The sequence below is a fragment of the Bdellovibrionales bacterium genome (genome assembly GCA_019750295.1).
Classification (GTDB): Bacteria; Bdellovibrionota; Bdellovibrionia; order Bdellovibrionales; family JAGQZY01; genus JAIEOS01.
This window is the reverse complement of sequence record JAIEOS010000048.1, coordinates 1-23,980: the sequence shown is the minus strand read 5'-3', so window position 1 is coordinate 23,980 and position 23,980 is coordinate 1. Positions and strand designations below refer to the sequence as shown.

The window sequence follows — 23,980 nt, the reverse complement described above, 5'->3', positions numbered from 1 at the left end:
TGCACTAGCTCCTTAGATAATCATTTCACTTTCAATACTCATAAACTAACTCTTTTGACTCATTCTGTCTCTCTTTCGAGGCAATTGGGGCTCCGCATCTGATCTTCGCGTTCTTTGCTTTATTAATAGAGTCTTTTTTGGGATATATACCAACATTACTACTGAGGAGGACGCGTGCGTGTTTATGTGTGCATTAAGCAGGTTCCAGACACTGATACCCGAATAAAAATTTCAGGCTCGGGCGATGGCATCGACGAAGGTGGGGTTAAGTGGATCATCAACCCTTACGATGAATTCGCCATCGAAGAGGCCATACGCCTCAAAGAAAAAAACCCCTCGGCTCAATTGACGGCCATTTGCCTCGGCCCTAAGGCGCGCGTGAACAATTCTTTACTCACAGCTATGGCCATGGGCGTGGATGATTCGATCCTCATCGATACACCAACGGCCTTGGACTCGCTGACGACCGCAAAAGCCTTGGCCGCCGCGATCAAAAAGAACGGCGATTTTCATATGATCTTTACAGGGAAACTCGGAATCGATGGCAACGTCTCTGCAACAAGCCAGATGCTCGCCGAAATTTTAGCGATCCCCCACGTATCGGTGGTCAATGCTATGGAGTATTCCGCGGATAAATTCACAGCGAAGCGTGAAGTGGAAGGCGGAGGGGTCGAAAGCTACGAATCCTCATACCCGGCCCTCATTGCCGCAAACAAAGGTCTTAACAAACCTCGTTTTGCGAGTCTCCCTGGAATCATGAAAGCCAAGAAGAAGCCCGTCATAGAAATTCCATTGGCAGAGCTCGGCTTATCGGCCGACAATGTCAAAGTGCGTTTCACCTCCCTGCAAATGCCTCCCGCGCGTCCCGCTGTAAAAATGATTACAGGTGAGCCGGCTCAACAAGCGAAAGAACTCGTTCGCCTGTTGAGAGAAGAAGCCAAAGTTTTATAAAAAGGATTAAACATGAAAGTAAGTATCTTTGTTGAACATGTGAATGGCGAAATTAAGCAAAGCTCTTTGGAGTTGTTGTCAGCAGCGAGTTCCGCGAGCGAAGTGACAACGTTCGCTTACGGTGCCGGCGCCAAAAGTTTACCCCTCGGCCCATGGGGCGTAAAAAAGCATTACGCCGCTGAGGACGTCACCCAGCCTCATCCCGAGCAATTGCTCGATGTGGCTCATCAGGTTTTTCAAGCGGAAAAGCCCGAGATCATTTTAGGATCTTCCAACACTCTCACTCGCGATTTTTTTGCACGCCTCACGGTTCGTTGCGATGGCGCATTTATCAGTGATGTGACAGAGCTCACATTAGCTCCATTGGTGGTCCGCCGCCCGGTTTATGCCGGAAAAGCCATGGCCACGGTTTCTTTTGGTGATACACCGGTTAAAATTATTTTAGCTCGACCCAATCAACTCGAAGTGAAGGACGCAGGTAAGAGTGGAACACCGGAGATTGTCAGCATCACGGCTGCCGCACCCAAAGCCCAACTCAAGGCTCAAGAGAAAAGCGCTTCAAAAACTTTAGATCTCACCGAAGCCAATGTGATTATTTCGGGAGGCCGGGGATTAAAAACCGCCGACAATTTTAAATTGTTACACGACATGGCCGAACCTCTCCATGCGACGGTGGGAGCTTCTCGCGCCGTGGTGGACGAGTGGAGTCTTCCTCACTCGATGCAGGTGGGACAAACTGGAAAAACGGTGGCGCCAAGTCTATATATCGCTGCAGGAATTTCTGGAGCCATCCAGCATTTGGCCGGCATGGCATCGAGCAAGGTGATCGTTGCGATCAATAACGATGACAAAGCTCCGATCTTCCAAAAGGCGACCTACGGGTTGGTCGGCGATATCCAAAGTATTGCTCCCGCACTCACTGAGGAATTTAAGAACATCAAACACTAAGACTGTTGTTAAGATCCAAAGCCTAGCGCTTTGGATCTTTCTATGTCCTGAAATATTTCACGGGCCTTGCATTATTAGTCTGTAAACCTTTCTATTAAAAACCGTCCCCTTATTCCCCTTCATCTCTGTGAATCAAAACGGTAAGTCATGGTTGGGGGCGTACGAATAGGGGATGCAATGTCATTTAAGGGGTTTATTTTTTCGTCTTTCGTGCTTTTGTCGATTTCCGTAACCGCGAACTCATCACAAGTTTACGATCACTGGAAAACTTCACGCATCACTTTTGAAAACTCAGATCTTTATTTTAATCCCGTGAAATGTTTCGAGATCAAGGATTCTTTTACTCTCTCTTGTGTGGAAGGCTTTAATGCCGCCGCTCGACTTTCTGAGCCGGTCCAAGCCTTAGTCTCTTTGGAATACTTCAACCGTTACTCTGCCCATTACAAAAAGCTGCAAAACTTTGGGGAACTTTTCCTTGTCGAACAAGTAAAGCCCGTCACGGTGACGAGCCTTAAAGAATCTCTCACTCTTAAAGGCGAAATGCGAAACGCCCTTTTCTCCGCATCGGTTGCGATTCAAAATAAATACAAAAACGGTGGAGACAAGCCTTTCTCTTTTGCGAGCCTGATTCGTGACTTACGGAAAACCGTCCCAGCCTCGGTTCCAGATCCAATGATCGTGGGCACTGCCATCACGGGTCAGCTCACCACCCAAGATCCTCATGCCTTTCTCCAGCCCTCGTCCATGAGCAATGATAAAACCGAAAAAGAAGTCATTGGCGTCGGCGTGCTCGTTCACTACACCAACACCGGTTACGATTTGAGAGAAATCATTCCTGGAGGGGCGGCAGAAGCGGCGGGCTTTCAACAGCGCGATCAGATTCTTGCGATCAATGGTGAAGAGATCAACTTTTCTTTTAAAATCGATGAGGTGATCAAAAGACTTCTGGGTGAAGTGGATACTCCCGTCACTCTCAAACTCAAGCGTGATGGTGAAATCTTCGAAACGACAGTTCGACGCAAACCTTTCACATTAAAAAATACAAAATCGCGACTTTTGGAAGTGGGAACCAAAAAGGTAGGAGTCGTTTCTTTATTTACTTTCCATGACGAAAACGCTTGCGCATCGATCAAAGAATATTCCGTAAAGATGCTTCAGCAAGGAGCCCAAGCCCTCGTGTTGGACGTGCGAAACAACTTAGGCGGCTTTGTCAGTGAGGGAGATTGCGTTGGAAAACTTTTCGCCGGAAAATCGATGCAAAAGAACGGTTCGTCCTCCGATTTAATCCTCGGAGGAAATGCCACGGGAACACCCGCGACAGAGACTCAGCAACTGCGCGATATTCCTCTCGTCATTTTGGTGAACGAAGTTTCTGCCAGCGCCACGGAAATGCTCGCGGGAGGACTTCAAGATTATCAACGCGCTTGGATCGTCGGTGAGAAAACGTTTGGGAAGGGTTCCATGCAGGATGTCGTTCCCTTTGATGGAGACCCCCTAGGAACTCATATGGCTATGACCACCGGATTAGTCTATCGCCCTTCGGGTCGGCCCACTCAAGGACAAGGGGTTGATCCCGACATTATCATCCCAGCAAAAAAGGGGATGAGCGAACTCGATCGTTGGGCGCCGAGAGAGTTTGATCTTTTCCCCGATGCTCAAAAGGTCCCCTTAACAACCTGGGAGCAACCGAGAAAGGAAGAGGCCCAGAGGCTCTCTCAGTGCGCGGAACGGGCCCCCGCCACTGGCGACTACCAACTCAATGCGGCCTTAGAAGTGGTGAATTGTCTTTAGTTTTTACCTCTCAAGAGGCTCTTTTAGGTCACTCCCCGAAAGCCCCTGTCTGGATTGTAAACAGGGGTTAAACTCTAGATCGAACTATTGAGATTCGGCGTTGGTACAAATTCTGTAATGGCCTTCTCCGATGGTCCTTAATTTATGGTTACTTGTAGTGATTATTTTCGCTTCCACGGCGTCCGTCGCCGCGGCCGATGGCTGCACAAGTTGGCTCTGTTCGGCGAATTCCGTTTTGCGGGGCGAAGACGCCTTTATGGCTCTACGACAGCAAGAAACGACCTTAGAGCAAGAGGTTCTTAATCACTATTCGGGAAATCACCCCGAAATTATGGCTCGCCTTCATCGTTATCGCGAGTATGTTCATCAAAATTCCTACCGTCAGACACTTCGCTTGTGCTGGGCTTATCGTGCCGCCGCCGGAATGGGAAACACCCATCCCTCCACAGACGCGGTGACTTACGAAGCGGGGCGACTCTCCGACCAAATTCGTCACACTCGTTCTAACGGAGAAGTTCAAAAATACAACCAGGCCGATTCGTTATTGGCGTGGTCGGAAATCTACGCCCATGGCCTTTATCAACCGATTGATGCGATTGTTGGCCTTAAGAGCGATTACCTCCAAGTGTCTCACTTGGGCTTCTTTAGTTTTCAGTCTTGGTTTCGGTCTATGTACGCCATGAACTTTGTCAGTTCCACAGGTTTTCTTTACGGAGCCATTCACTGCTTAAACACCACCAACTCGAGAGATCTTCAAAAGTTTGCAGGCGCAATCCTCGCCGTCGACTACGAGGGAACTCTCACGACGGAAGTGGGCAGTGGCTTTGTGATCGGTAAGCTCGCTGCGCTGATCGCTAGGCCTATAAGCCGGTGGACTCTCCGACCCCTTCAAAACTTTTTTTCTTGGCTGAAACCCAAAATTAAAAAACCGGTGCTTGTTGTCGCGGGCGTACCTACGACAGTAATTCTCGCGGACAATTTGGCCTGTAAAATGATTCAGCTCGAGGCTTCGCAAAAAGCGTTGACCGCAGAGATGCACCACCTCACGGAGAGCACAGCCGAAGCAAGTCACCGCCGTCACCTTCCTATTCGCAGACATAAAGTACTCGGTCTCACTCGTTCTTTCCTCGAGGCGAAAAAGAATTGTGACGCCGTCAGCGTTTCTGGAGAACTCCATCACTGCTCTGAGCAGTATGCCCCTTTTATTGATTTGATTCGACGTTCGGGATTTCATCGGGAGCTCAACGATTACCGTCGGGATCTTGCTCTGGCCCAAAAAGACCGAGAGGCGGCGATATTACAAAGTGCAACTCCGAGAAAAACACGAAATCTTTACTACTGTACAGGAGGCCTGTCGGGGGACCAAGTTCCACGCGACAAGAACGGCGCGCTCGACTTGCAGCAGGCTTACTTAACAATGCTCGAACTTTTAATACCAATGACTGAATCTTTAAACCAAAACGGAAAACTTGAATAAGGGATTTTTTATGAAACAAACTTTACTTTATACGATATTCTTTCTGCTCCCATTTACGGTGCATACCCAGCAAAAAGAAAATTACGTTTTACTTCCACTCGAGGCCTTAGAAGAGCAAAATCGGACGGCCCTTCTTAAAGATCTCGCGATCATTGAAATCTCGATTCTGTCCATCGAACAAGCGCAATTTGTAAATGAATATTTTGATTTAGATAAATCGCAAATTGCGTGGAGTATTCCCTTTACCCTCGTCCGAAATTCGGCCATTGGGGCCATGGGCTACTCCTTGGATCGAGCAATCACTCGTGCCACTCAGGACAACATCCCTTGGTTTGCGGAATTCGACAAACTCGAACGAGAGTTTGTGAGGGCCGAATCCAATTTAACGGGCATTACAAGAGCTCTGGGGCGCATGGGTACGGTGGATCCTCATTTTAATGAGCACCGGCAACAGCTTTTAGCCGTGCGGAAGCGCGATTATAGTTATGCTCTCGAAGCTCGTAACCACAAACTTCTCACCCAACCCGAACGTATGGTGCGAGTCGCTCGCCAAATGCGCCGAGGACTTCGACTCGCCACCCACGGCGTAATGATGGTCGGTGGCGTGGCTCTTTTGGCGGCGACCTACGAGGAAGTCGTCGTTCTTTATATGGGACGCGAAGCGGTCAACGAAAAGTTAATCTCACTGAGAGAAGATCGCGATCGCTTAAGAGCGGTTCTTTATCCGGAAGAGTCGACGATTAAGGAGTAGACTATGTTCGACAAAATCAGTTCTCTCACATTATCCACGCTGCTCATATTCAGTAGCGCACGGGCAGCCGAAATCCAAATGGTGCCGTCCTCAACAGAACTTGCATTTAAAGATTTGGAGCAGCAGATCCATCTGAATCGCATAGAGATCGCAGCGCAGATCGCCTTATCTACAATACTTGTCTCGTCGATTGAAACCTCCCGCTTTGTAAATCAACATTTAGGACTTGATCGCACTACCGTTGCTATCGCTATTCCTGCCGTTTTTGGCTCTACCCTGGCGGGAGCTCGAGTGACCGCTCAGCTCACAGCAATGCCAATAGAACAACGAGTTTGGTTGGAAAAAATCGAGAAATACCTCGATCAAGAAATACGCTTAGAGACCCGCTTAAATCTTCTCGAGACTCTGCGGAGCGATGACATGACTCTCTTTCGCGTACGAGCACGCCTTAAAGAATTGCGAGAAATCAAAGCCGCTCACCTGATCGTCGAACCCCGCATCTCACCATCACTAGGGACTCGCGTTGCCCGAGGATTACGAAGCTGGCCCGTCGTGACTGTGGGTGGTGTCGCTCTTTCTTACATTATTACAGGGGAGACGGCGTTTGTTGTTTTTGAGGAATCTCGACTGGATGCGATTGTACAAAATCTCAATTCAGATATAGCTCGGCTGAAGCAAGTTCTCAAAGATTCTCAGCCTTAAGAATAAGTTTCCCTATTCAGCTTGGTCGACCTTTGCTATAAATTGAACGGCATGTTCGCTTATTTTGTTTTTGCATTCTATAAACTTCTCCAGTGGACTTGGACGGTTGAAGTCCTCGAATCTGAGTCTTTAAAGAAAGCTCTTAAAGAAAATTCTATCTTCGTCATCGCTCATTGGCATGGCGAAGAGGTGGGTTTACTTCACCTTCTAAAGCCTTATCACGCAGCCGCAATGGTTTCCCACAGTAAAGATGGAGAGCTGATTACGAAAGTGATCGAACTGAGCGGATCGAAGGTGTCCCGCGGATCGTCGTCGAGGGGAGCCGTAGGGGCTCTCAAAGGTATCCTAAGATTGTCCAAAGAGGGTTGGCGCCCCAGTGTAGCGGTGGATGGACCGAGAGGCCCAAGACACCAAGTGAAGCAAGGTGTTCTAGAAATCTCTCGCGTGATTCGATCTCCGGTCTACACAATTTCCATGGCCGCTTCCAAAACGTATGTCCTTCAAAAATCGTGGAACAAGATGGAGATCCCACTCCCATTTTCGAAAATCGTGGTGAGCTGGAGCGAGCCCATCACCGTGACGAACCCAGACGAGTTCGAGCAAAAAAAACAAGTAATCGCCGACTCCCTCCAGGCCCACAAAAAAATCTGCCTCTCCTATCTCGAAAAAAACCGCTCAACTCCATTTCCGCAAACATAAGTCTTTCAAATCCCAAATAACTAGGCCGTTCTTTACATCCTTTAGTCTGGCTTGTGAGGTGACGCTCAGGAGGTGGGTTGGTAAGATTTATGTACATTCACCATGGAGTTTGCAATGAAGCTTTTCTCTGCATTTATGATCTTAATCCTAGCGCCTTCTTTGAGTTTGGCCCAAGTCGTTGCTAAAATCGGCAACAAAGAAATCACCGCCAAAGAGTTAGACGAACGCCATCAAGCGCTCTCCGAGCAGATGATCGAAGTTCCGGATAAAAAAACTCTTCTCGAAGACCTCATCAATTTCGAAGTCGGTTTGCAAGAGGCCCAAAAGCGAGGCCTTGAAAACGACCCCGAGATCAAAGAGCGAATGCAGCAAGAATTATATAAAGGCTTTGTGGAAAAAGAGTTGGGCCCTAAGGTCGCCAAGATCGATGTCTCCGAGAACGAGATGAAAAGCTATTATGCAAAATATCCTGAAATTCGTACAAGCCATATCATGGTTGAAGTTCGCCCCGATGTGACTGCCGAGCAAAAAGCGGAAGCTAAAAAGCGTGCTCAGGAAATCTACGACAACGTGAAGAAAAGCAATCGTAAATTCGAAGATCTGGTGAAGATTTACAGCGACGATGTGATGTCCAACAAAACGGGTGGGGATATTGGTTGGCAGACGCGCCTGACCCATCACCCTGCACTTTATCGTGCTGCGGTACAGATGCGCGTTGGACAAATTTCCAATATCATAGAAACCCCTTACGGCTATTTTATCGTGAAATTAACAGGCAAAAAGCCTTTCGCTGATGCCGACCGCTCCATCTTGAGATTAGCGGTTCAAGAGGAAAAGAAAAAAGCGGCCTATGATAAATTTATCGGTGGCTTACGCAGCAAATATAAAATCCAAGTGAATAAAAAAATCTAGAACTCATTTTGAGCTCGGTGGGCCCGTCATCCTCAGCGGGTCCATCCACCTGAGTAACACCCGAATTGGGACAACGTTCGACAAACCTTCCATTGAATTTCCGGTCTCAACAACGTATTGTCCCCGAATGCGGTTTTTCTTTTATTTGGGATTTACCATTCTTCTCAATGCGTGTTGGTCGCCCCTGTCTCGTAAGCCCGTCATTTCGGTCAATGATCGCCATTTGACGACGACCGAATACTCACAGCGTCTGATCACAAAAGTTTCCGAATACGACAGTGTCGAAATCAAAGATCCCGTCCGTATTAAAAAAATTAAGAAAGAGCTGACTGCAGAAATTATCGAAGAACTCCTCGTCGAGAACTGGGCCAAGCTCCCCTTGGCCTCGGCCCCGCTTTCCGAAATCGAGCGACCGCTCCGGTTCCTTCAGCTGAAACAGAAGCTTTTTACTTTATTGGCAGAAAAAATCCCCGTCCGTGACGAAGACATTGAGCTTTATTATCAAAAAAACAAAGACCACTTTGCCAGTGAAAAAATCCACTTACGCCAGGTGTTTGTGAAAAGTAAGGACGACGCTCAACAACTCCTCCAGCTTATTCGCTCTCAAAAAATGCCTTTTTACGAAGTGGCTCGTAAATACTCTCTCTCGGCCGAAGCGCAGAGAGGGGGCGACATGGGGTGGCTAGAAAAAGGATCTTCTACGGTAATTGACGCGGCCTTTAAGCTTCCCCGAGGCGTCAGCTCTCAGATTTTTGAGAGCCCTCAGGGGTTTCACCTTTTCGAGGTCATTGAGGTTAAAAAAACCCCCGTTCCGCCGATGAAAGAGGTTCGCGAACAGATAATTCGTGCTATTAAGGAAGATGGATTGAATGCCGCCTACCAGCGCTGGCTTGAAGAACAAACTCAGACGTCGAAGATCGTCGTGGATGCTTCTCTACTGGAGTCATTGAATCCCGCGTACCAGGAGAGCTTATGAATTTTTGGATGATAACTTTTGGAGTGTTCCTCTTCGCGGGGATTTCGCAAACTCAGGCCGCTGAATTGATCGACGGAACCTACGTCACCGTGAACGAAGAAATGATCACCTATTCCGATATTGAAAAATACCAAAAGCAATTGCGCAGCCGCTTGCTCTATGACGACTTGATCTTTCCCGACGAGTCTGCGATTGAGGAAAGTCTTAAAGACCAAAGTAAACTGGTGGAGCGGATGATCGGCGAAAAGCTCATGGACTCCGAGGCCAAAAAACTGGGCATCAATATCACCGACGATGCTGTAAATAAAGAAATCCAAGGCAAAGGGGGCGAGGCCCATCTTTCCTCACTTCTTGCGAGCAAGGGGCTTACACTTAGGGATTACCGTAACTTTCTAAGAAAAAACTTGGCGCGCAAAGAGGTCGTGCGCTTCCACGTTTCTTCTAAAATCAAACTCTCTGATGAAGATATTATGGACCACTACATGTCTAACAATAAAGGGGCGTCCTCAGGACAAGCCTTTGAATACAATTTGTCGCATATTTTGTTCCCCGCCAAAAACTCGGAGCAACGAAAAAAATCTCAGGAGCGCGCGCAAGAAGCTCTCAAGGCATTGCAGGGGCAGTCTTTCACTGTGGTTCAACGAAAGTTCAATCCGTCGGAAAAGGATGATTCTTTCGGAGTCTTTAAGTCCGGTGAAATGCTTCCCACCATTGAAGCTGCGGTCACAAATTTACGCAGCGGTGAGACGAGTACGATTGTAGAAACTCCGATGGGTTTCCACATCTTTAAATTGAATTCTCGAAAAGTTGTGAACAATCCTGACTTCGAAAGGCGCAAGCAGCAAATCTTCCAAATGCTCTTTGTTAAAAGTTACAAAGAACAAATGGAGTATTGGCTCAATCAAAAGCGAAAAAGTTTCGTGGTTAAATTCAATGAAAAGAAGTGAAGTTCGAATCGGCATTACAACGGGTGATCAAGACGGCATCGGACCGGAGGTCACGGCAAAAGCTCTCTATAAAATAGGGCCGCAAAGAAATGTTCACTTCTTCCTCTGGAGATCTCCGCAATTTCCGAAAAAATATTTGCGACTCATTGATAAAAAATTTAGCCGTGTGGTCTACACGACTTGGGCCGATGCGCTTAAGGGCGGCGTTGGCTCTCACAAGGAAATCGCTGATATTTGTAGTACCACCGCTCTTCCTCTGTGGGTGGACTCCGCCGCACAAGCCGCAACCTACGGACACCTAGAGGCTTTAGTGACAGCGCCCTTATCGAAGACGTTGATTCAGGATTCAGGACTTAAAGATATTGGGCATACCGACATCCTCTCGCGCGTGACCGGAGCGAAAGAACTTTTTATGACGTTTCTCGGAAAGCACTTTAACGTTTTGCTGGTGACCGGACATCGGCCACTGTCTCAGATTCCGGCGCTTCTCACCGAGCGGCGCCTGACGACAGCGCTTTTGGCCGCGCATTCTATGTCGGGCCACCTCAAAAAGAAAGGCGCCAACAAAATTGGTCTCTTAGGTCTCAATCCCCATGCTGGAGAATCCGGGCTCATTGGGAGCGAAGAAGCTTCGATCTTTGAACCCTTGATCGCTCGAATGCAAAAGGATAAATTTCCGATCGAGGGGCCTTTGGTACCCGACGCTGCATTTTTACAAAAAAATTGGTCTCGTTATTCTTTTTTTGTATGTCCTTATCACGATCAAGGCTTGATTCCATTTAAGATGGCTCATCAGCACAAATCGGGATGTCATCTAACCCTCGGTCTCCCGTTTATTCGGACCAGCGTCGAGCATGGCACCGCCAAGGATATTGCCGGAAAAAATATCGCGGATCCGTCTTCGATGGTTTCGGCTCTAGATTGGGCCGTGAACTTGAGCCGAGAACAATTTTCTGCCAATGCATTTTTACAAGGAGAAGGCTTTGCATAAAAATTTTATTTTTAGAGAGTATGATATTCGTGGAGTTTTCGAAAAAGACTTTGATCTCGACTTTGCTTATCAACTGGGCCGAGCTTTCGTCACTTATCTTCATCAACAGGGAAAGAAAAATCCTCACCTGACTTTAGGGTACGATGCACGGATTTCAAGCCCCGGTATTTTTCAATCGCTCTTAAAAGGTTTTACCGATGGGGGAGCTCAGGTTAAAACTCTTGGTCTTATCACCACTCCAATGTCTTACTTCTCAATGTTTTATCTCGATGCCGATGGTGGAATGATGATTACAGGGAGCCACAATCCACCCGACTACAACGGTTTTAAGATTTCCGTTGGAAAGTCGACGATTTTTGGTAAGGACATTCTCAAGTTGGGCGAAATTGTTGATCAAAAAGAGTGGGTCTCGGGCTCGGGCACTCACGAGGCCTACGATATTTTCGCGCCGTATGTGGCAAAGCATAAAGAAGAGTTTAAAGACTTAAAACCAATCCCGGTTGTCATTGACTGCGGAAACGGCGCTGCCGGGATTGTCGCTCGCAGACTCTATGAGGCTGTCGGACTCAAACCAACGATTCTTTTTGAGCAACCTGACGGCCGCTTTCCCAATCACCATCCTGATCCTACAGTCGAAGAAAACTTAGAAGATCTTAAAAAAGAAGTGAAGGCCAAAAAGGCAATGCTTGGAGTTGGCTTTGATGGCGATAGTGATCGGATCGGTGTTGTTGACGAAGAAGGGCGCTTTTTATTAGGCGATGAGCTTATGGTCATTTGGTCCCGAGCGATTCTTAAGACGAACCCCGGTGCGAAAATCATTGGTGACGTCAAGTGCTCCGATCGTATGTACACAGACATCGAAAAAAATGGGGGCAAACCCATTATGTGGAAGACCGGTCACAGTTTGGTGAAAAACAAAATTAAAGAAGAAAAATCTCCGTTTGGTGGGGAACTCAGCGGTCATATTTTCTTTTCCGATCGTAACTACGGTTATGACGACGCTCTTTATGCTGGCTTGCGCTTAATCGAAATTATTTCCCAGACCGGTAAAACTTTAAAAGAACTTATGGCGGGTCTTCCGTCTGCGTTCTGCACACCCGAAATTCGCTTGGACACCACCGAGGAAAAGAAAATTAAGATTGTCGAGACTCTTACTCAGCATTTTAAATCCCTGCCCGGTGTCCAACTTAATTTTATCGATGGCGTTCGCGTGAGCTTTCCTGATGGCTGGGCATTGGTTCGTGCTTCCAATACTCAACCTGTTGTTGTTGTTCGCTTCGAAGCACAAACTCAAAAGCGACTGGACGAAATGAGTTCGTCGGTCCTTAAAATCGTGGAGCCTTTGTTATAAGATGGAAGTAAAACCTGGAAGACGTTTATTTATCGATGTCCGTGGCGCTCGAGAGCATAATCTTAAGGATATTGCGGTTTCGATTCCAAAAAATAAGATTACCGTCATCACTGGTCTCAGTGGGAGCGGGAAATCAAGTCTCGCCTTCGACACCATTTATGCCGAAGGCCAGCGCCGCTACATGGACAGTCTTTCCAATTACGCGCGTCACTTCCTGGATCAATTAAAAAAGCCGGACGTGGATTCTATTTCTGGTTTATCTCCAGCCATTGCTATTGATCAAAAAACGATTAGTAATAGTCCTCGCTCCACCGTGGGAACGGTGACTGAAGTTTATGATTTCTTGCGTTTGCTCTTTGCGAAGATCGGTGTGCCGATGTGCCCTGAGCACAAGGTACCGGCCGAAGGACAATTGCCCGAAACAATTTTGGCAGACGTACTCGCCATGCCCAAGGGTACAAAGATCATTATCTCCGCTCCCGTTTCCCGGAGTAAAAAGGGCGAGTTCAGTAAAGAGTTTCAAAAGTGGGCCAAGCTCGGTTTTGTCAGCGCAAAAATTGATGGAGAGCTCGTAGAGATTCGAGAAGACCTCAAGCTGCAAAAAACAAAACGGCACGATATCGACATCATTATTGATAAGCTAGTCGTCGAGGACAAATATAAAACACGGATTAGCGAAAGCATTAACAAAAGCCTTTCTCTCGCAGAGGGCCACGTGACCATAGAGGTCCCCGGCGGAAATAGTCAGCACTATTCTATTCATAGAGCCTGCCCAGTTTGTGGTTATAGCTTTGGCGAGATCGATCCGCTCCTCTTTAGTTTTAACAATCCCAAGGGCGCCTGCGAAGCTTGCAATGGTTTAGGAACACTCGATATCGAAGAGTACGACGAAGAGGTCCTCACGCGCGGAGATGAGGTCACTCGAACCAAACAGACACGCTGGAAAATCAAAACAGATAAAGAGTCTGACGACGAAGAATCAACCCTCACTCCGGTTCTTAGAAGCTGCGCCACCTGTTTTGGCACGGGATTAAAAAAAGAGGCTTTGAATATTCTTATCGACGAAAAAAATGTCATGGAACTTTCAAATTTAGCGGTAGAAGATCTGCTTCAGTTTTTTAAGACCATGAATCTCACCGGCAAGAGCCTGGTGATCGCCGAGAAAATTCTCGAAGAGATCGTCTATCGGCTCCAGTACTTAACCACCGCCGGCGCCGGCTACTTAAGCTTAAGTCGACGCACACGAACTTTATCCGGAGGGGAAGCGCAACGCATTCGTTTGGCGTCGCAAGTGGGAGCTCCTCTCATTGGAGTTCTTTATGTTCTTGATGAGCCCAGTATTGGTTTACACCCTCGCGATCACGCTAATATTTTAAAGCTTCTTACAGAAATCAAAGACCGCGGGAACACCGTACTGATCGTCGAGCACGATGAAGAGACTATTGCGAGCGCCGATTACGTGATAGATATCGGCCCGGGCGCTGGATCGCAAGGGGGATCGGTGATTGCTGCCGGGACACCCGACGAAATCAGAAATTCCAAAGAGAGTCTCACCGGACAGTATCTTTCTCGCCAGCGCGTTTTCCCCGTTCCGAGTGTTCGTCGAAAACAAGACTTTGGTTTTTTAAAAATTGAAGGGGCGTCTGGAAACAATCTTAAAAATGTAGATGTCTCCATTCCTCTCGGCAATTTCACCGCAGTGACCGGAGTGTCGGGGAGTGGGAAATCCACTTTGATTATGGACACTCTGTTGCCCGTGGCCGCGCAAACCTATAGCCGTGTGAATCTCGGTTTATCTCCAATGTCTTATCAAAAGATCTCTGGGCTTGACCAACTGGAAAGAATTTTACCCATCAACCAAAAGCCCATCGGTAGAACTCCAAGATCTTGTCCCGCAACCTACGTGGGACTGTTCCCCCAAATTCGCGATCTCTTCTCGAATCTTCCCGATGCCAAAATGCGCGGTTACACTCCGGGGCACTTTAGTTTTAACGTCAAAGGCGGACGCTGCGAAACGTGTATGGGCGCCGGTTACATTCGAACAAGTCTCCAATTCCTCGCGGACTCTTACGTGCCGTGCGACTCCTGCCAAACGCGAAGATATTCGCCTGAGACAATGCTCATTAAGTATAAAGACAAAAATATCGCCGACGTATTAGAAATGACCGTGGCCGAAGCCTTACCGTTCTTCGAAAATCACACGGCGATCGCAAAAAAACTGAGAGTCCTTAGCGAGGTCGGCCTCGATTACATCACGCTCGGACAAAGCTCCACCACATTGTCCGGTGGAGAAGCCCAGCGGATTAAACTCAGTCGCGAGCTCTCCAAAGCCAGCTCATCAAAAACACTCTATATTCTCGACGAGCCCACAACCGGCCTCCACACCCACGACATCGCCAAACTTTCCCAAATTCTGCACCGCCTCGTAGAGATGGGCCACACGGTCGTCGTCATCGAACACAACCTTGATTTAGTTCTCTCCGCCGACTACGTGATCGATCTCGGCCCCGAGGGCGGAAAAAACGGGGGCGAAGTCATCGGCTTCGGCCCCCCCGAACAAATCATAAAAAACAAATCCAGCGTCACGGGCCAATACCTAAAAAACCACCACAAAGCCCTCAAATAAAAAGGGCTAGGCCTTATATCTCTCGCTAATGTATTACGCCCATCTAAGTAAATAAGTGACTGTAATACCCAATGATAAAGAAATGCAAAAAAACACTTCTACCAAAAGATCGAACATCCACACCCGCGAATTAAGCAGCACAAACGCGCAGCGAACCCCAAAACACCAAACGCGATTTTTTATTTTTATCCTGGAAATTTAAAAATGAATGGTTCCGAACCGTCCTGTGCGAGCAATGCGTATCCGGGTTGCGCTCACGAAGTGACGCAATCCGAAGACGCTTTGCACCCGCGAAGGTCAGGGAGGGAACCATTCATTTTTAAATTTCCAGGATAAAAATAAAAAACCCGGGAGAACTTCCCGGGTCAGTTAAGCAAATCACTATTGGAAGGACTAAACTTACATCGACATTAATTTGCGAAGATCAAGTTTACCACCGCTCACAGACTTATTGTTCAACGCACTAATCGGTTTAGCCGATTGAATGAGAGCATTTTTCACATCCAACCAAGTCGCATTCGGGTGCTTCGACCAGTAAAGAGCCGCAGCTCCAGCAACGTGAGGACATGCCATAGAAGTTCCATCCATGTTCATGTATTTGTTACCTGGAACTGTTGAGTAAACACCAACACCCGGAGCGCCGATATCTACTGTACGTTTACCCCAATTGGAGAATTGACCGAGACGATCTTGGCTATTTAAAGCTGCAACACTCACGATGTTTTCAACGTCGTAGCTTGCTGGGAAGGCTGGTTTTTTATCCGTGTCGTTATCATAACCGATACCGAAAGGAGCTTTTCCGTTTCCAGCCGCTGCGATGAATAAGACACCTTTATCTTTAGCGTACGAAATAACGTCTTGAAGAGCTTTGCTAGCCGCTGCATCTTCTTCATCATTTTGGCCATCGCCAGTTCCATCACCTTCAGAACCCCAAGAGTTAGAAAGAATTCGAGCTCCGTTATCAGCTCCGTACTTGATCGCCTTTAAAGCTCCCGCGATATCCCCTTCGCCTTTTTCAGTGAGGAAACGTAGAGCCATCATTTTTACGTTCGGTGCGATACCGACAATACCTTTACCATTATTTACGGCCGCGCCGATGTTCCCTGCGCAATGAGTTCCGTGACCAGGATTGGCGCCTTTGGTGTCGTAGGGTTTGCTATCATTCTTAGCGAAATCCCATCCCACAACGTCGTCGATGTAACCATTGTTATCATCATCAACGCCATTCGTAGCTTTATCTTTTCCAGAACCATCGGTTCCTGTTTCACCAGGATTGCGCCAAATATTTTTTGCAAGGTCTTCGTGGGTGTAGTCGATTCCTGTATCGATCACCGCAACAACGATTTCTGCAGAACCTTGCGTTCCACCAGTGTTCCAAGCTTCTGTTAAACCGATATCTGTCATACCCCATTGCTTGGTACTGTCTTTATCTGGGCCCGTGGTTTCTACGAAATTTGTAGGAATCGCGGGATCACCGCTGGCTGTAGATCCCCCACCGCCACCACCGGGTAGGCCTGGGAATCCGCCGCCATTTCCGCCGTCTCCACCCTCACCAGGGAAGCCAGGAATTGGAAAGGGAAGTCCACCGTTTCCATCGTCTCCTCCACCGTCACCAGGAAAACCAGGGATTGGGAAAGGGAGTCCGCCTCCGCCACCGCCGTCGTCACCATTTCCAGGCATACCGGGAATGGGGAAGGGAAATCCGCCGTCTTCACGATTTTCGTGAGCTTTATGAAGAGCGATTTTGAGTTTACCGTTCTTTTCGATATTTCTCACAAACGAAGGCATACTTTTTCGATGAACATTTTGTTCTTCGGTTGTGATTTTGTACCAGTTGTTAAAACCAAGATCTTCCACTTCAGCATCACCAAAGCGTTCATAGATAGCATTTGCATCTACGCCATCCTGCAATTGCACAAGATATTCAGAACTGGCCAGGGCTTGATTCACGATAAGAAAAGAAAAAAGGAATAAAAGATTTTTCATGGGCACCATCCTTTGGTGAATTATTTGTTTTGTAATGCCTCTCGATTCCTTCCGAGCACATTAGTTATTTTAATAACAACATAAAGGATATTATTATGAGCAAAGCATGTTCGCCAAGACTTTTGATTGGGACAAAATGTTAGTACTAAGGACTAGTCTAGTTTTCCGTGATTTATGCGGCTTCTTTTTTGACGATGACCGATTGAAGATCTCTAAGGAGCGAGCGCTTGACGTAAAACTCGGTATAAATACGTAAATCCTCTTCTTTGATGAGAAGAGATTTAAATCCGCGGCGAAATAATCGCTGAATTTGTTTCGAACTAAAGCTTCCGCCTCGACGAAGGTAAAGTGCCGTTCGTTTATTTCTAATAAAATATATATAAGCGTCGAATGTGACCGGTACGTTCGCTGGAAGTTCCATCAGATCCATTTTATACATTCCGGTTTCTTCTATATATCGAGTGAACGGGTAAACCGGATTACGATCAAAGTAACACATCATCACTGGAGAGCTCTCGGCCGCAAGCTCCGTCGTAAAGTAAAATTGTCCATTCGCTTCCGCCCAAGTTGTAAGATCAAACGCTTCCAATTCAAACGTAAACATCTCTTCGATTTTATATTTGCTTTCAGGATTACTGATATTCGCCACTAAATTCTGATTAAAGGAACGTATAACCTCTTCAGGAAGATGAGCCCCATCTCTTTTACAAAAAACGATATAGCCGCTCTCGTCTTTGTTTTCGACAGGAACCACCGTAATTTTGCTGACGTTCTTAAAATCCGCCACGCGAGAGTTGCCGACATTTTGGAAAAAATTAGTCAATGAGCTATAGGCCGCATCTTTAAACATTTTGCGAATACGTTCTCGCTCTATCGGATCGAGTTGGATCAGCTTAGGCTGCATGTCCTCATCGAACGCATCAGCATTGTCCCGGTGGCGTTGCTCACGAATTTTATTGAGATCGATAATATTACTATTAACTTCTGGCGCTGAATCAACACTGTCACCGCCAGTGATCGCCACGGCAGTCGCTTCCATTGAAGGAAGTGCGTTGCTCTGGCTTTGAAAGCCATCCACGCTTTTCACAGAGCCTACCCCTTGAGTGTCTCCTCCAGTAGTTTGAACGGAGCCAATCACTTGTTCGGCAGTATCCATCTGCTTGACTTGACCTTGAGATAAGCCCTCTTCTTGAGGCATAACCTTGATCTCCTTCGGTTGAATGAGCGCCTCTTGCGCCACATCTTTCTTAATAACCTTAGGTGCACTTCTTATCTTGGCCAGTTCGGCTTCTGTTTTTCTAAAGAACTGGATCTGAGTCTTCTCTTGAGGTTTGCCTGCATTTTTGATGACTTTAGGTGGTTTTAATTTTGCTTTTTGTTTTTTAGGCCCGGTATGAAGTATGGCCCCCATCTTTTTTGTCTTAGGATCTTTTGCAATTTTTGATGTATCGATCACTAGACCCGTGGGTTTTTTCGTTTTCTCTTTAGGCTTAGCCCCTTTAACATGGATCGCGCCACCGGGATTTTCCGTAGGCCTTCCTCCACCGATGACTTTTTTGTTGGGCTCTACGGGAGGAGCGGCAAGCTCCATTTTCTTTTTAATCATCCCGCTCAATTTCATCCAAATATTGTAGGTCGAAATCGTACCGTTAATTTTAAAGTCGGCGGGCTGGTTTTGTATTTTTTTAAGCGTGTCAGGCTTATCATCTTCTCCAAAGAGAATGACCGGAATGTGAGTGTTGCTCTTGATCACCTGAAGTATGCTGACAGAGCTCGGATGATTGACGCTAATTCCAATCACATCGACATTAATCTTAACAATAGATTGAATGAGTTCAGCAGATGAGGAAACAACACGGCCATCGACACCTTTATCTTTGAGTCCATTAATAAGAGGAAGTGATGCGCTCAGATTTGAATATAAAAAGAGGGCGCAAAAGGTACCTGTTTTTTCCATAGGGATCTTATCGGAATTTATGGAAAAACCTTAACAAAGTCTCAGACTGAGACAGTCCATTCGAAGATAGGAACGAACTAGACGGTCATCCTGAACGAAGATGAAGGATCTCGCAAGATCCTTTCTTTCACCCAGGACGACTCTGATCGGATAATTAAGCTAGACCGAAGACTTTCTTAAGGACTTCAACCAAGCTGGACACCAATCCGTTACCAACGAGGAATGCTAAAATTCCCAAAGCTTCCATGAAAACCAAGCTCAATACCAAAGGTAGGAACATGCTTCCAGAAGCTGAAGGATTACGAGCGATACCATCAAGAGCTGCGGCTGCGGCTTTACCTTGGCCAGACGCTGCACCGAATGCCGCTAGACCGATGGCAATAGCGGCCCCGATCGCCATCATACCGATGAATGACAAGTCGCCATTACCTGTAGTCTGAGCAAATGCAGGAACGGATACGAGCAATGCACCTAGGGATACTGCTGCTGTTTTAGAAATGTTTCTCATGTTTTTTTCCTTTCGTATTTTAGTGATCATGCGCCTTCGCCAACATGACGTAAACTAATGTTAATAATGCAAATACAAATGCCTGAATAATGCTAACGATGAGCCCCATCATATAGAAGGCCACCGGTACAACCCACGGAGCGATCTCGAGGAACACGCCGAGAACCGTGTGATCTGCCGTGATATTCCCTGCCAATCGAATCCCCAGTGTTAATGGGCGGAAGGCATGTGAAATCAGCTCGATCGGAAGTACAAGCCATGCGAGCCACCATACTGGCCCCAGGAAGTGTTTAAAATAATTTAACCCTTCGTCTCTCACACCGACGTAGTTGTAGTAAGCAAAAGAAAAAATACCAATCGCAAACGAGGTGTTGAAGTTATCTGTGGCGGGGGTCATGCCCGGAAGCAAGCCCACCAAGTTATTAATCAAAACAAATAGGAAAATCGAAGCCACAAGAGGAACAAATTTAGGTCCATCGTGTCCAAGAACAAGTTCCGCCACGTTGTATGTTCCTTCAGTGACGATTTCGAAAACTCCGCGGACAGACAACTTTGGCGCTGGAGCGATAGCAGCTTCGCCACTTCCGAGAGCAAGACGGGCTCGGAGACCAAGGGCAATAATTCCTACGGCCACTGCGGCGCCTGTAGCCACATGAACATAGTGGTGATCAACGTGAGTGATGTGCTGAATCCAATTAAAGTGAGTCATGTCTATTTCCTTACATTTTAGTTTCTAACTTTGAAGGCATACCAAGCTAAAGACGTGGCCACTATATGGAGAAACAATCCCACTCCAACGAGCGGCGCATTCAATCGTGCAATGATTGCGACAATAATAGTTACTAAAATTACGTACTTTATTACATTCACCATCACTATCCAGGCAATATGTTTTTTGGTGAATAAAAACCAACTCGAAAGACCGTTAAAAAGCCAGCTCGCTTGGCCCAAAACGACACCGATGGCGATGTGTTTCGCGCCGTATAAATCTGTGAGAAAGGAGCTCATAGCGATTATGGCAACTCCTGCTCCAAGGCTTAGGGCAAAAAGTTCAATTTGTTGTCTGAGAAGAGATGGCTTCATCGGTTCTCTGAAATTTTTTTCTGAAGTAAAATGGCACGATACACCCAAAGAAAGAGGCCAACAAAGGCGCCCACGCCCATACTCCATGTCGGCGATGTTCCAAAATAGGTTTGAGCGATATAACCTAGAACGAGCCCACCGATCATACTTCCGAGAAATTCGACTCCCAACTTGAGAGCGATCGCCAATTGTGAACTCATCTTGGCCTCCGTGTTTGCAAAAGATAAAGCCGATCGAGCTGCTTCATCTTTGCGGCGATAAATTCATCCTCTTTTAAATTCAAATTTTCGAGGACCGTAAATGCCTCTTTATATTTTTCTTTTTGTTCTAACCATAAGGCTAAATTGAGCGCCATATCTTTTTTAGTTTCCACATCCTGAATATCACCCATGATCTTTTTGTACTGCTCAGCCGCATCTTTTGCATCCCCGTCTCCAGAGATATAAGTGTCGGCGATCAGCTTAGAGGCTCGGTCACGATGCTGCTGGTCCTCACTGTCCTTAAGGACTCTTTGAGCCTCGATGCGCGCCTGCTGAAACTGCGATAACAAAAAATAACTTTTTGCCAAATTCAACCGATACTCTCCCGTTTCCGCCGGAGAAAGTGGGTCTGATCCCAGGAGGCGAACATACAGGGGGATGGCCTCTTCATAGCGTGAAAGGTGATGAAACAGCACGGCCGCTTTGCGCTTCATCGACTCGCGCGAAGAAAGCGCATTGGCCGATGTATTGATGGAAACATCGAGATACTTAAGGCCCATTTTATAATCTTTTTTTTGCGCGATATAAATATCCGCGAGAAAGCGAGAGCTCTCACTGATTAAGCTAGGATCTGTGCTATTTTCTACAACCTTATTAAACTCACGAATGGCCGAATCGTAATCGTTCTTCTCAAGAGCCTTCCGCCCCCTCGACAAACTCGTCTTATCCGACGAATGACACCCAGTAATCAGCCCCATAAATACGGGCAACACTAAAGCCATCGTTAAAATGGCTGCAGCCGAGGCGCGCGGGAGAGAAGCGCGGAGGCGTACGATGAGTACGCCGCACAAGCTGACCGACCAAGCAACTAACCATCTAACGACGGATCCAGCCATTTTAACGATGGCGCTTCTATTGGTCGAGAGGGGTATCGGACTCATCGGCCCCCACCACCGCCGCGCTCGTCACAAACTCAGCGTCTTTGAGGCTGATGAGGCGCACGCCTTGAGTGTTTCTACCGAGAATTGAGATCTCATTACAACTCATTCGAATGGTCTGCCCTTGATCCGTACTTAAAACGATATCATCTGTGTTGAGAACCGTTCGGCAAGTTACAACTTCGCCAATCTTATCCGTCGTTTTTTGAGTGATCACGCCGACACCGGCACGGCTTTGAGCGCGATACTCGTCGATGGCCACACGTTTACCGTATCCACCCGCAGTGACGATAAGAAGATTCGCTTGGCCATCTTTAGAGAAGATCTCCATACCCACAACGCTATCTTCCTTGCCAAGAGTGATTGCTTTTACACCACGAGCAGAACGTCCCATAGGACGTACGTCGTCTTCGGAGAAGCGAATCGACATCCCCTCTTTCGTACAAATAAAGAAGTTATCGGTGCCATTACTCACCTTGGCCGCAAGCAGGTTATCGTCCAGATCTGTCGTCAACGCAATAATCCCTGACGGACGCGGATTAGAGAAAGCGCTCAGTGGCGTTTTCTTAATAATCCCTTTTTCTGTGAGCATCACGATATAGCGATCATCTCTAAACTCGTCGATGGCGAGAACCGCTTTGACCGTTTCACCGCTATCGATTTGTACGACGTTGTTAATCGCTTTTCCTTTAGATGTTCGGTTGCCGAGCGGAAGTTTGTAAACTTTCGTCCAATAAACTTTTCCTTTACTTGTGAACACCAACAGATTGGTTTTGGTATTCGCAACAAAAATATCGGTCACGTAATCTTCTTCTTTGGTTTCGGCGCCTTTAACGCCTTTACCACCACGCCGTTGCGTTTTGTATTGATCGATAGGGATCCGCTTGATGTAACCCGACTTGGTGATATTCACCACCATCTTTTCCTGGGCGATCAAATCTTCGTCTTCGATATCATTTTCGTCAGCCGCAATTTGTGTGCGACGAGGATTATTGTACTTAGCTTTAATTTCGGAAAGCTCTTCTTTGATGATCTGGAATATTTTCTTTTCATCAGATAGAACGTCTTTGAGCCAAGCAATGGTCTTCATCAGTTCAGCCAATTCGTCGATAATTTTTTGGCTTTCTAAACCCGTCAAACGGGCGAGTCGCATTTCCAAAATGGCTTGGGCTTGCTTCTCGGAGAAATCGAATTTTTCTATCAACTGAGCTTTAGCGACGCTCGTCTCTTTGGCCGCGCGGATCGTAGCGACAACCGCGTCGATCATGTCGATGGCTTTTTTCAATCCTTCTAAAATGTGCGAGCGGGCCTCTGCCTTTTTAAGATCAAACACACAGCGCTTAATCACGACATCTTTACGATGCTCGATGAACGCATCAAGAGCTTCGCGAAGTGTAAAGACTTTCGGACGCTTACGCGCATCGAGAGCCAAGAGGCGAATACCAAAACTCACCTGCATTTGAGTGTATTTAAATAAACGATTGAGAATCACGCTGGCGTTTTCATTGCGCTTGATCATGATCACAATGCGCATACCTTCGCGAGAGGACTCATCACGGATATCCGAGATACCTTCGATTTTTTTATCACGAACAAGGTCGGCGATTGTTTCGATCAACTTCGCTTTATTCACTTGGTAGGGAATTTCTGTGACAACGATCTCTTCGCGGTCTTTTGTCGCTACGATATCGGCCACAGCTTTTATCGAAATAATTCCATGACCTTTTTTGTAAGCGGAAAGAATTCCGTTCTTACCAGCAATTACGCCGGCGGTTGGGAAATCAGGCCCAGGAATTAGGCTGATCAGTTCATCTTCACCGAGATTAGGGTTTTCGATAATAGCAATACAACCGTCGATGACTTCACCCAGGTTGTGAGGAGGAATGTTTGTCGCCATCCCTACGGCAATACCAGAACTTCCGTTGACCAAAAGATTTGGGAACTTCGCTGGTAAAATTTCGGGAATCACCAACGAGTCATCGTAGTTAGGAATAAATGGAACAGTTTCTTTTTCGATGTCCGCGAGAAGTTGTTCCGCCAAGCTCGTCATCCGAACTTCGGTATAACGCTGGGCCGCCGGGCTATCTCCATCAATCGAACCAAAGTTTCCTTGCCCGTCGATGAGAGGGTAGCGAAGCGAGAACTCCTGCGCCATACGCACCATCGTGTCGTAAGCCGCCACATCC

At 47.0% G+C, this 23,980-nt stretch carries 21 protein-coding genes; 13 read left to right on the top strand and 8 right to left on the bottom strand.

Annotated features, from left to right (window positions below):
- Positions 1-174: 174 nt before the first annotated feature.
- The 13 genes from K2Q26_09275 to uvrA all read left to right on the top strand — a co-directional run bounded on the left by K2Q26_09275 (position 175) and on the right by uvrA (position 15,122).
- Complete coding sequence (locus tag K2Q26_09275) at positions 175-951, top strand: electron transfer flavoprotein subunit beta/FixA family protein (GenBank protein MBY0315698.1); 777 nt, start codon at positions 175-177, stop codon at positions 949-951.
- A 12-nt stretch (positions 952-963) separates the two neighbouring features.
- A complete protein-coding gene (locus K2Q26_09270; protein ID MBY0315697.1) occupies positions 964-1,899 on the top strand; it encodes an electron transfer flavoprotein subunit alpha/FixB family protein in 936 nt (311 codons plus the stop codon).
- Between the two features lie 177 nt (positions 1,900-2,076).
- Entirely contained in the window at positions 2,077-3,690 is a 1,614-nt protein-coding gene (locus K2Q26_09265) for a PDZ domain-containing protein (GenBank protein ID MBY0315696.1), read from the top strand.
- A 130-nt stretch (positions 3,691-3,820) separates the two neighbouring features.
- Positions 3,821-5,167 (top strand): hypothetical protein, encoded by a 1,347-nt coding sequence (locus tag K2Q26_09260; protein MBY0315695.1) that lies wholly within the window; start codon positions 3,821-3,823, stop codon positions 5,165-5,167.
- A gap of 10 nt (positions 5,168-5,177) precedes the next feature.
- Positions 5,178-5,918: a hypothetical protein gene (locus K2Q26_09255; protein MBY0315694.1), complete on the top strand. Its 741-nt coding sequence runs from the start codon at positions 5,178-5,180 to the stop codon at positions 5,916-5,918.
- Positions 5,919-5,921: 3 nt separating this feature from the next.
- Positions 5,922-6,620, top strand: coding sequence for a hypothetical protein (locus K2Q26_09250; GenBank protein MBY0315693.1), 699 nt, complete (start codon positions 5,922-5,924; stop codon positions 6,618-6,620).
- 51 nt (positions 6,621-6,671) lie between these two features.
- Positions 6,672-7,319, top strand: a complete 648-nt coding sequence (locus K2Q26_09245; GenBank protein ID MBY0315692.1) for a lysophospholipid acyltransferase family protein — start codon at positions 6,672-6,674, stop codon at positions 7,317-7,319.
- A gap of 114 nt (positions 7,320-7,433) precedes the next feature.
- Entirely contained in the window at positions 7,434-8,231 is a 798-nt protein-coding gene (locus K2Q26_09240; protein MBY0315691.1) for a peptidylprolyl isomerase, read from the top strand.
- 127 nt (positions 8,232-8,358) lie between these two features.
- A complete protein-coding gene (locus tag K2Q26_09235) occupies positions 8,359-9,207 on the top strand; it encodes a peptidyl-prolyl cis-trans isomerase (GenBank protein MBY0315690.1) in 849 nt (282 codons plus the stop codon).
- Positions 9,204-10,154, top strand: coding sequence for a SurA N-terminal domain-containing protein (locus tag K2Q26_09230; GenBank protein MBY0315689.1), 951 nt, complete (start codon positions 9,204-9,206; stop codon positions 10,152-10,154). Before K2Q26_09235 ends, K2Q26_09230 begins: the two co-directional genes overlap by 4 nt.
- Entirely contained in the window at positions 10,141-11,145 is a 1,005-nt protein-coding gene (locus tag K2Q26_09225; GenBank protein ID MBY0315688.1) for a 4-hydroxythreonine-4-phosphate dehydrogenase PdxA, read from the top strand. The genes K2Q26_09230 and K2Q26_09225 overlap by 14 nt, the downstream gene beginning before the upstream one ends.
- Positions 11,138-12,496, top strand: coding sequence for a phosphomannomutase/phosphoglucomutase (locus K2Q26_09220; protein ID MBY0315687.1), 1,359 nt, complete (start codon positions 11,138-11,140; stop codon positions 12,494-12,496). Before K2Q26_09225 ends, K2Q26_09220 begins: the two co-directional genes overlap by 8 nt.
- Position 12,497: 1 nt before the next feature.
- Entirely contained in the window at positions 12,498-15,122 is a 2,625-nt protein-coding gene (uvrA, locus tag K2Q26_09215; GenBank protein ID MBY0315686.1) for an excinuclease ABC subunit UvrA, read from the top strand.
- A 399-nt stretch (positions 15,123-15,521) separates the two neighbouring features.
- Here the strand turns inward: uvrA and K2Q26_09210 are convergent, their stop codons facing one another.
- The 8 genes from K2Q26_09210 to gyrA form a co-directional block, all read right to left on the bottom strand.
- On the bottom strand, positions 15,522-16,910 hold the full coding sequence (locus tag K2Q26_09210) for a S8 family serine peptidase (protein MBY0315685.1): 1,389 nt from the start codon (positions 16,908-16,910) through the stop codon (positions 15,522-15,524).
- 370 nt (positions 16,911-17,280) lie between these two features.
- A complete protein-coding gene (locus K2Q26_09205; protein ID MBY0315684.1) occupies positions 17,281-19,065 on the bottom strand; it encodes a hypothetical protein in 1,785 nt (594 codons plus the stop codon).
- A gap of 154 nt (positions 19,066-19,219) precedes the next feature.
- Positions 19,220-19,573, bottom strand: a complete 354-nt coding sequence (locus K2Q26_09200; GenBank protein ID MBY0315683.1) for an ATP synthase F0 subunit C — start codon at positions 19,571-19,573, stop codon at positions 19,220-19,222.
- A 19-nt stretch (positions 19,574-19,592) separates the two neighbouring features.
- Positions 19,593-20,282: a F0F1 ATP synthase subunit A gene (gene atpB / locus K2Q26_09195; GenBank protein ID MBY0315682.1), complete on the bottom strand. Its 690-nt coding sequence runs from the start codon at positions 20,280-20,282 to the stop codon at positions 19,593-19,595.
- 17 nt (positions 20,283-20,299) lie between these two features.
- On the bottom strand, positions 20,300-20,656 hold the full coding sequence (locus K2Q26_09190; GenBank protein ID MBY0315681.1) for a hypothetical protein: 357 nt from the start codon (positions 20,654-20,656) through the stop codon (positions 20,300-20,302).
- Entirely contained in the window at positions 20,653-20,856 is a 204-nt protein-coding gene (locus K2Q26_09185) for a hypothetical protein (protein MBY0315680.1), read from the bottom strand. Before K2Q26_09185 ends, K2Q26_09190 begins: the two co-directional genes overlap by 4 nt.
- Positions 20,853-21,797, bottom strand: coding sequence for a tetratricopeptide repeat protein (locus tag K2Q26_09180; protein MBY0315679.1), 945 nt, complete (start codon positions 21,795-21,797; stop codon positions 20,853-20,855). The genes K2Q26_09185 and K2Q26_09180 overlap by 4 nt, the downstream gene beginning before the upstream one ends.
- The coding region (gene gyrA / locus K2Q26_09175; GenBank protein ID MBY0315678.1) for a DNA gyrase subunit A at positions 21,769-23,980 on the bottom strand (2,212 nt) is incomplete at its 5' end. The genes gyrA and K2Q26_09180, both read right to left, overlap by 29 nt.

Excerpts from the sequence above, each read along its gene's own strand:
- K2Q26_09270 (MBY0315697.1), top strand. The coding sequence starts at position 964 with ATGAAAGTAAGTATCTTTGTTGAACATGTGAATGGCGAAATTAAGCAA.
- K2Q26_09265 (MBY0315696.1), top strand. The coding sequence starts at position 2,077 with ATGTCATTTAAGGGGTTTATTTTTTCGTCTTTCGTGCTTTTGTCGATT.
- K2Q26_09260 (MBY0315695.1), top strand. The coding sequence starts at position 3,821 with ATGGTCCTTAATTTATGGTTACTTGTAGTGATTATTTTCGCTTCCACG.
- K2Q26_09255 (MBY0315694.1), top strand. The coding sequence starts at position 5,178 with ATGAAACAAACTTTACTTTATACGATATTCTTTCTGCTCCCATTTACG.
- K2Q26_09250 (MBY0315693.1), top strand. The coding sequence starts at position 5,922 with ATGTTCGACAAAATCAGTTCTCTCACATTATCCACGCTGCTCATATTC.
- K2Q26_09245 (MBY0315692.1), top strand. The coding sequence starts at position 6,672 with ATGTTCGCTTATTTTGTTTTTGCATTCTATAAACTTCTCCAGTGGACT.
- K2Q26_09240 (MBY0315691.1), top strand. The coding sequence starts at position 7,434 with ATGAAGCTTTTCTCTGCATTTATGATCTTAATCCTAGCGCCTTCTTTG.
- K2Q26_09235 (MBY0315690.1), top strand. The coding sequence starts at position 8,359 with ATGCGGTTTTTCTTTTATTTGGGATTTACCATTCTTCTCAATGCGTGT.
- K2Q26_09230 (MBY0315689.1), top strand. The coding sequence starts at position 9,204 with ATGAATTTTTGGATGATAACTTTTGGAGTGTTCCTCTTCGCGGGGATT.
- K2Q26_09225 (MBY0315688.1), top strand. The coding sequence starts at position 10,141 with ATGAAAAGAAGTGAAGTTCGAATCGGCATTACAACGGGTGATCAAGAC.
- uvrA (MBY0315686.1), top strand. The coding sequence starts at position 12,498 with ATGGAAGTAAAACCTGGAAGACGTTTATTTATCGATGTCCGTGGCGCT.
- K2Q26_09210 (MBY0315685.1), bottom strand. The coding sequence starts at position 16,910 with ATGCCTTCGTTTGTGAGAAATATCGAAAAGAACGGTAAACTCAAAATC.
- K2Q26_09205 (MBY0315684.1), bottom strand. The coding sequence starts at position 19,065 with ATGGAAAAAACAGGTACCTTTTGCGCCCTCTTTTTATATTCAAATCTG.
- K2Q26_09200 (MBY0315683.1), bottom strand. The coding sequence starts at position 19,573 with ATGAGAAACATTTCTAAAACAGCAGCAGTATCCCTAGGTGCATTGCTC.
- atpB (MBY0315682.1), bottom strand. The coding sequence starts at position 20,282 with ATGACTCACTTTAATTGGATTCAGCACATCACTCACGTTGATCACCAC.
- K2Q26_09190 (MBY0315681.1), bottom strand. The coding sequence starts at position 20,656 with ATGAAGCCATCTCTTCTCAGACAACAAATTGAACTTTTTGCCCTAAGC.
- K2Q26_09185 (MBY0315680.1), bottom strand. The coding sequence starts at position 20,856 with ATGAGTTCACAATTGGCGATCGCTCTCAAGTTGGGAGTCGAATTTCTC.
- K2Q26_09180 (MBY0315679.1), bottom strand. The coding sequence starts at position 21,797 with ATGAGTCCGATACCCCTCTCGACCAATAGAAGCGCCATCGTTAAAATG.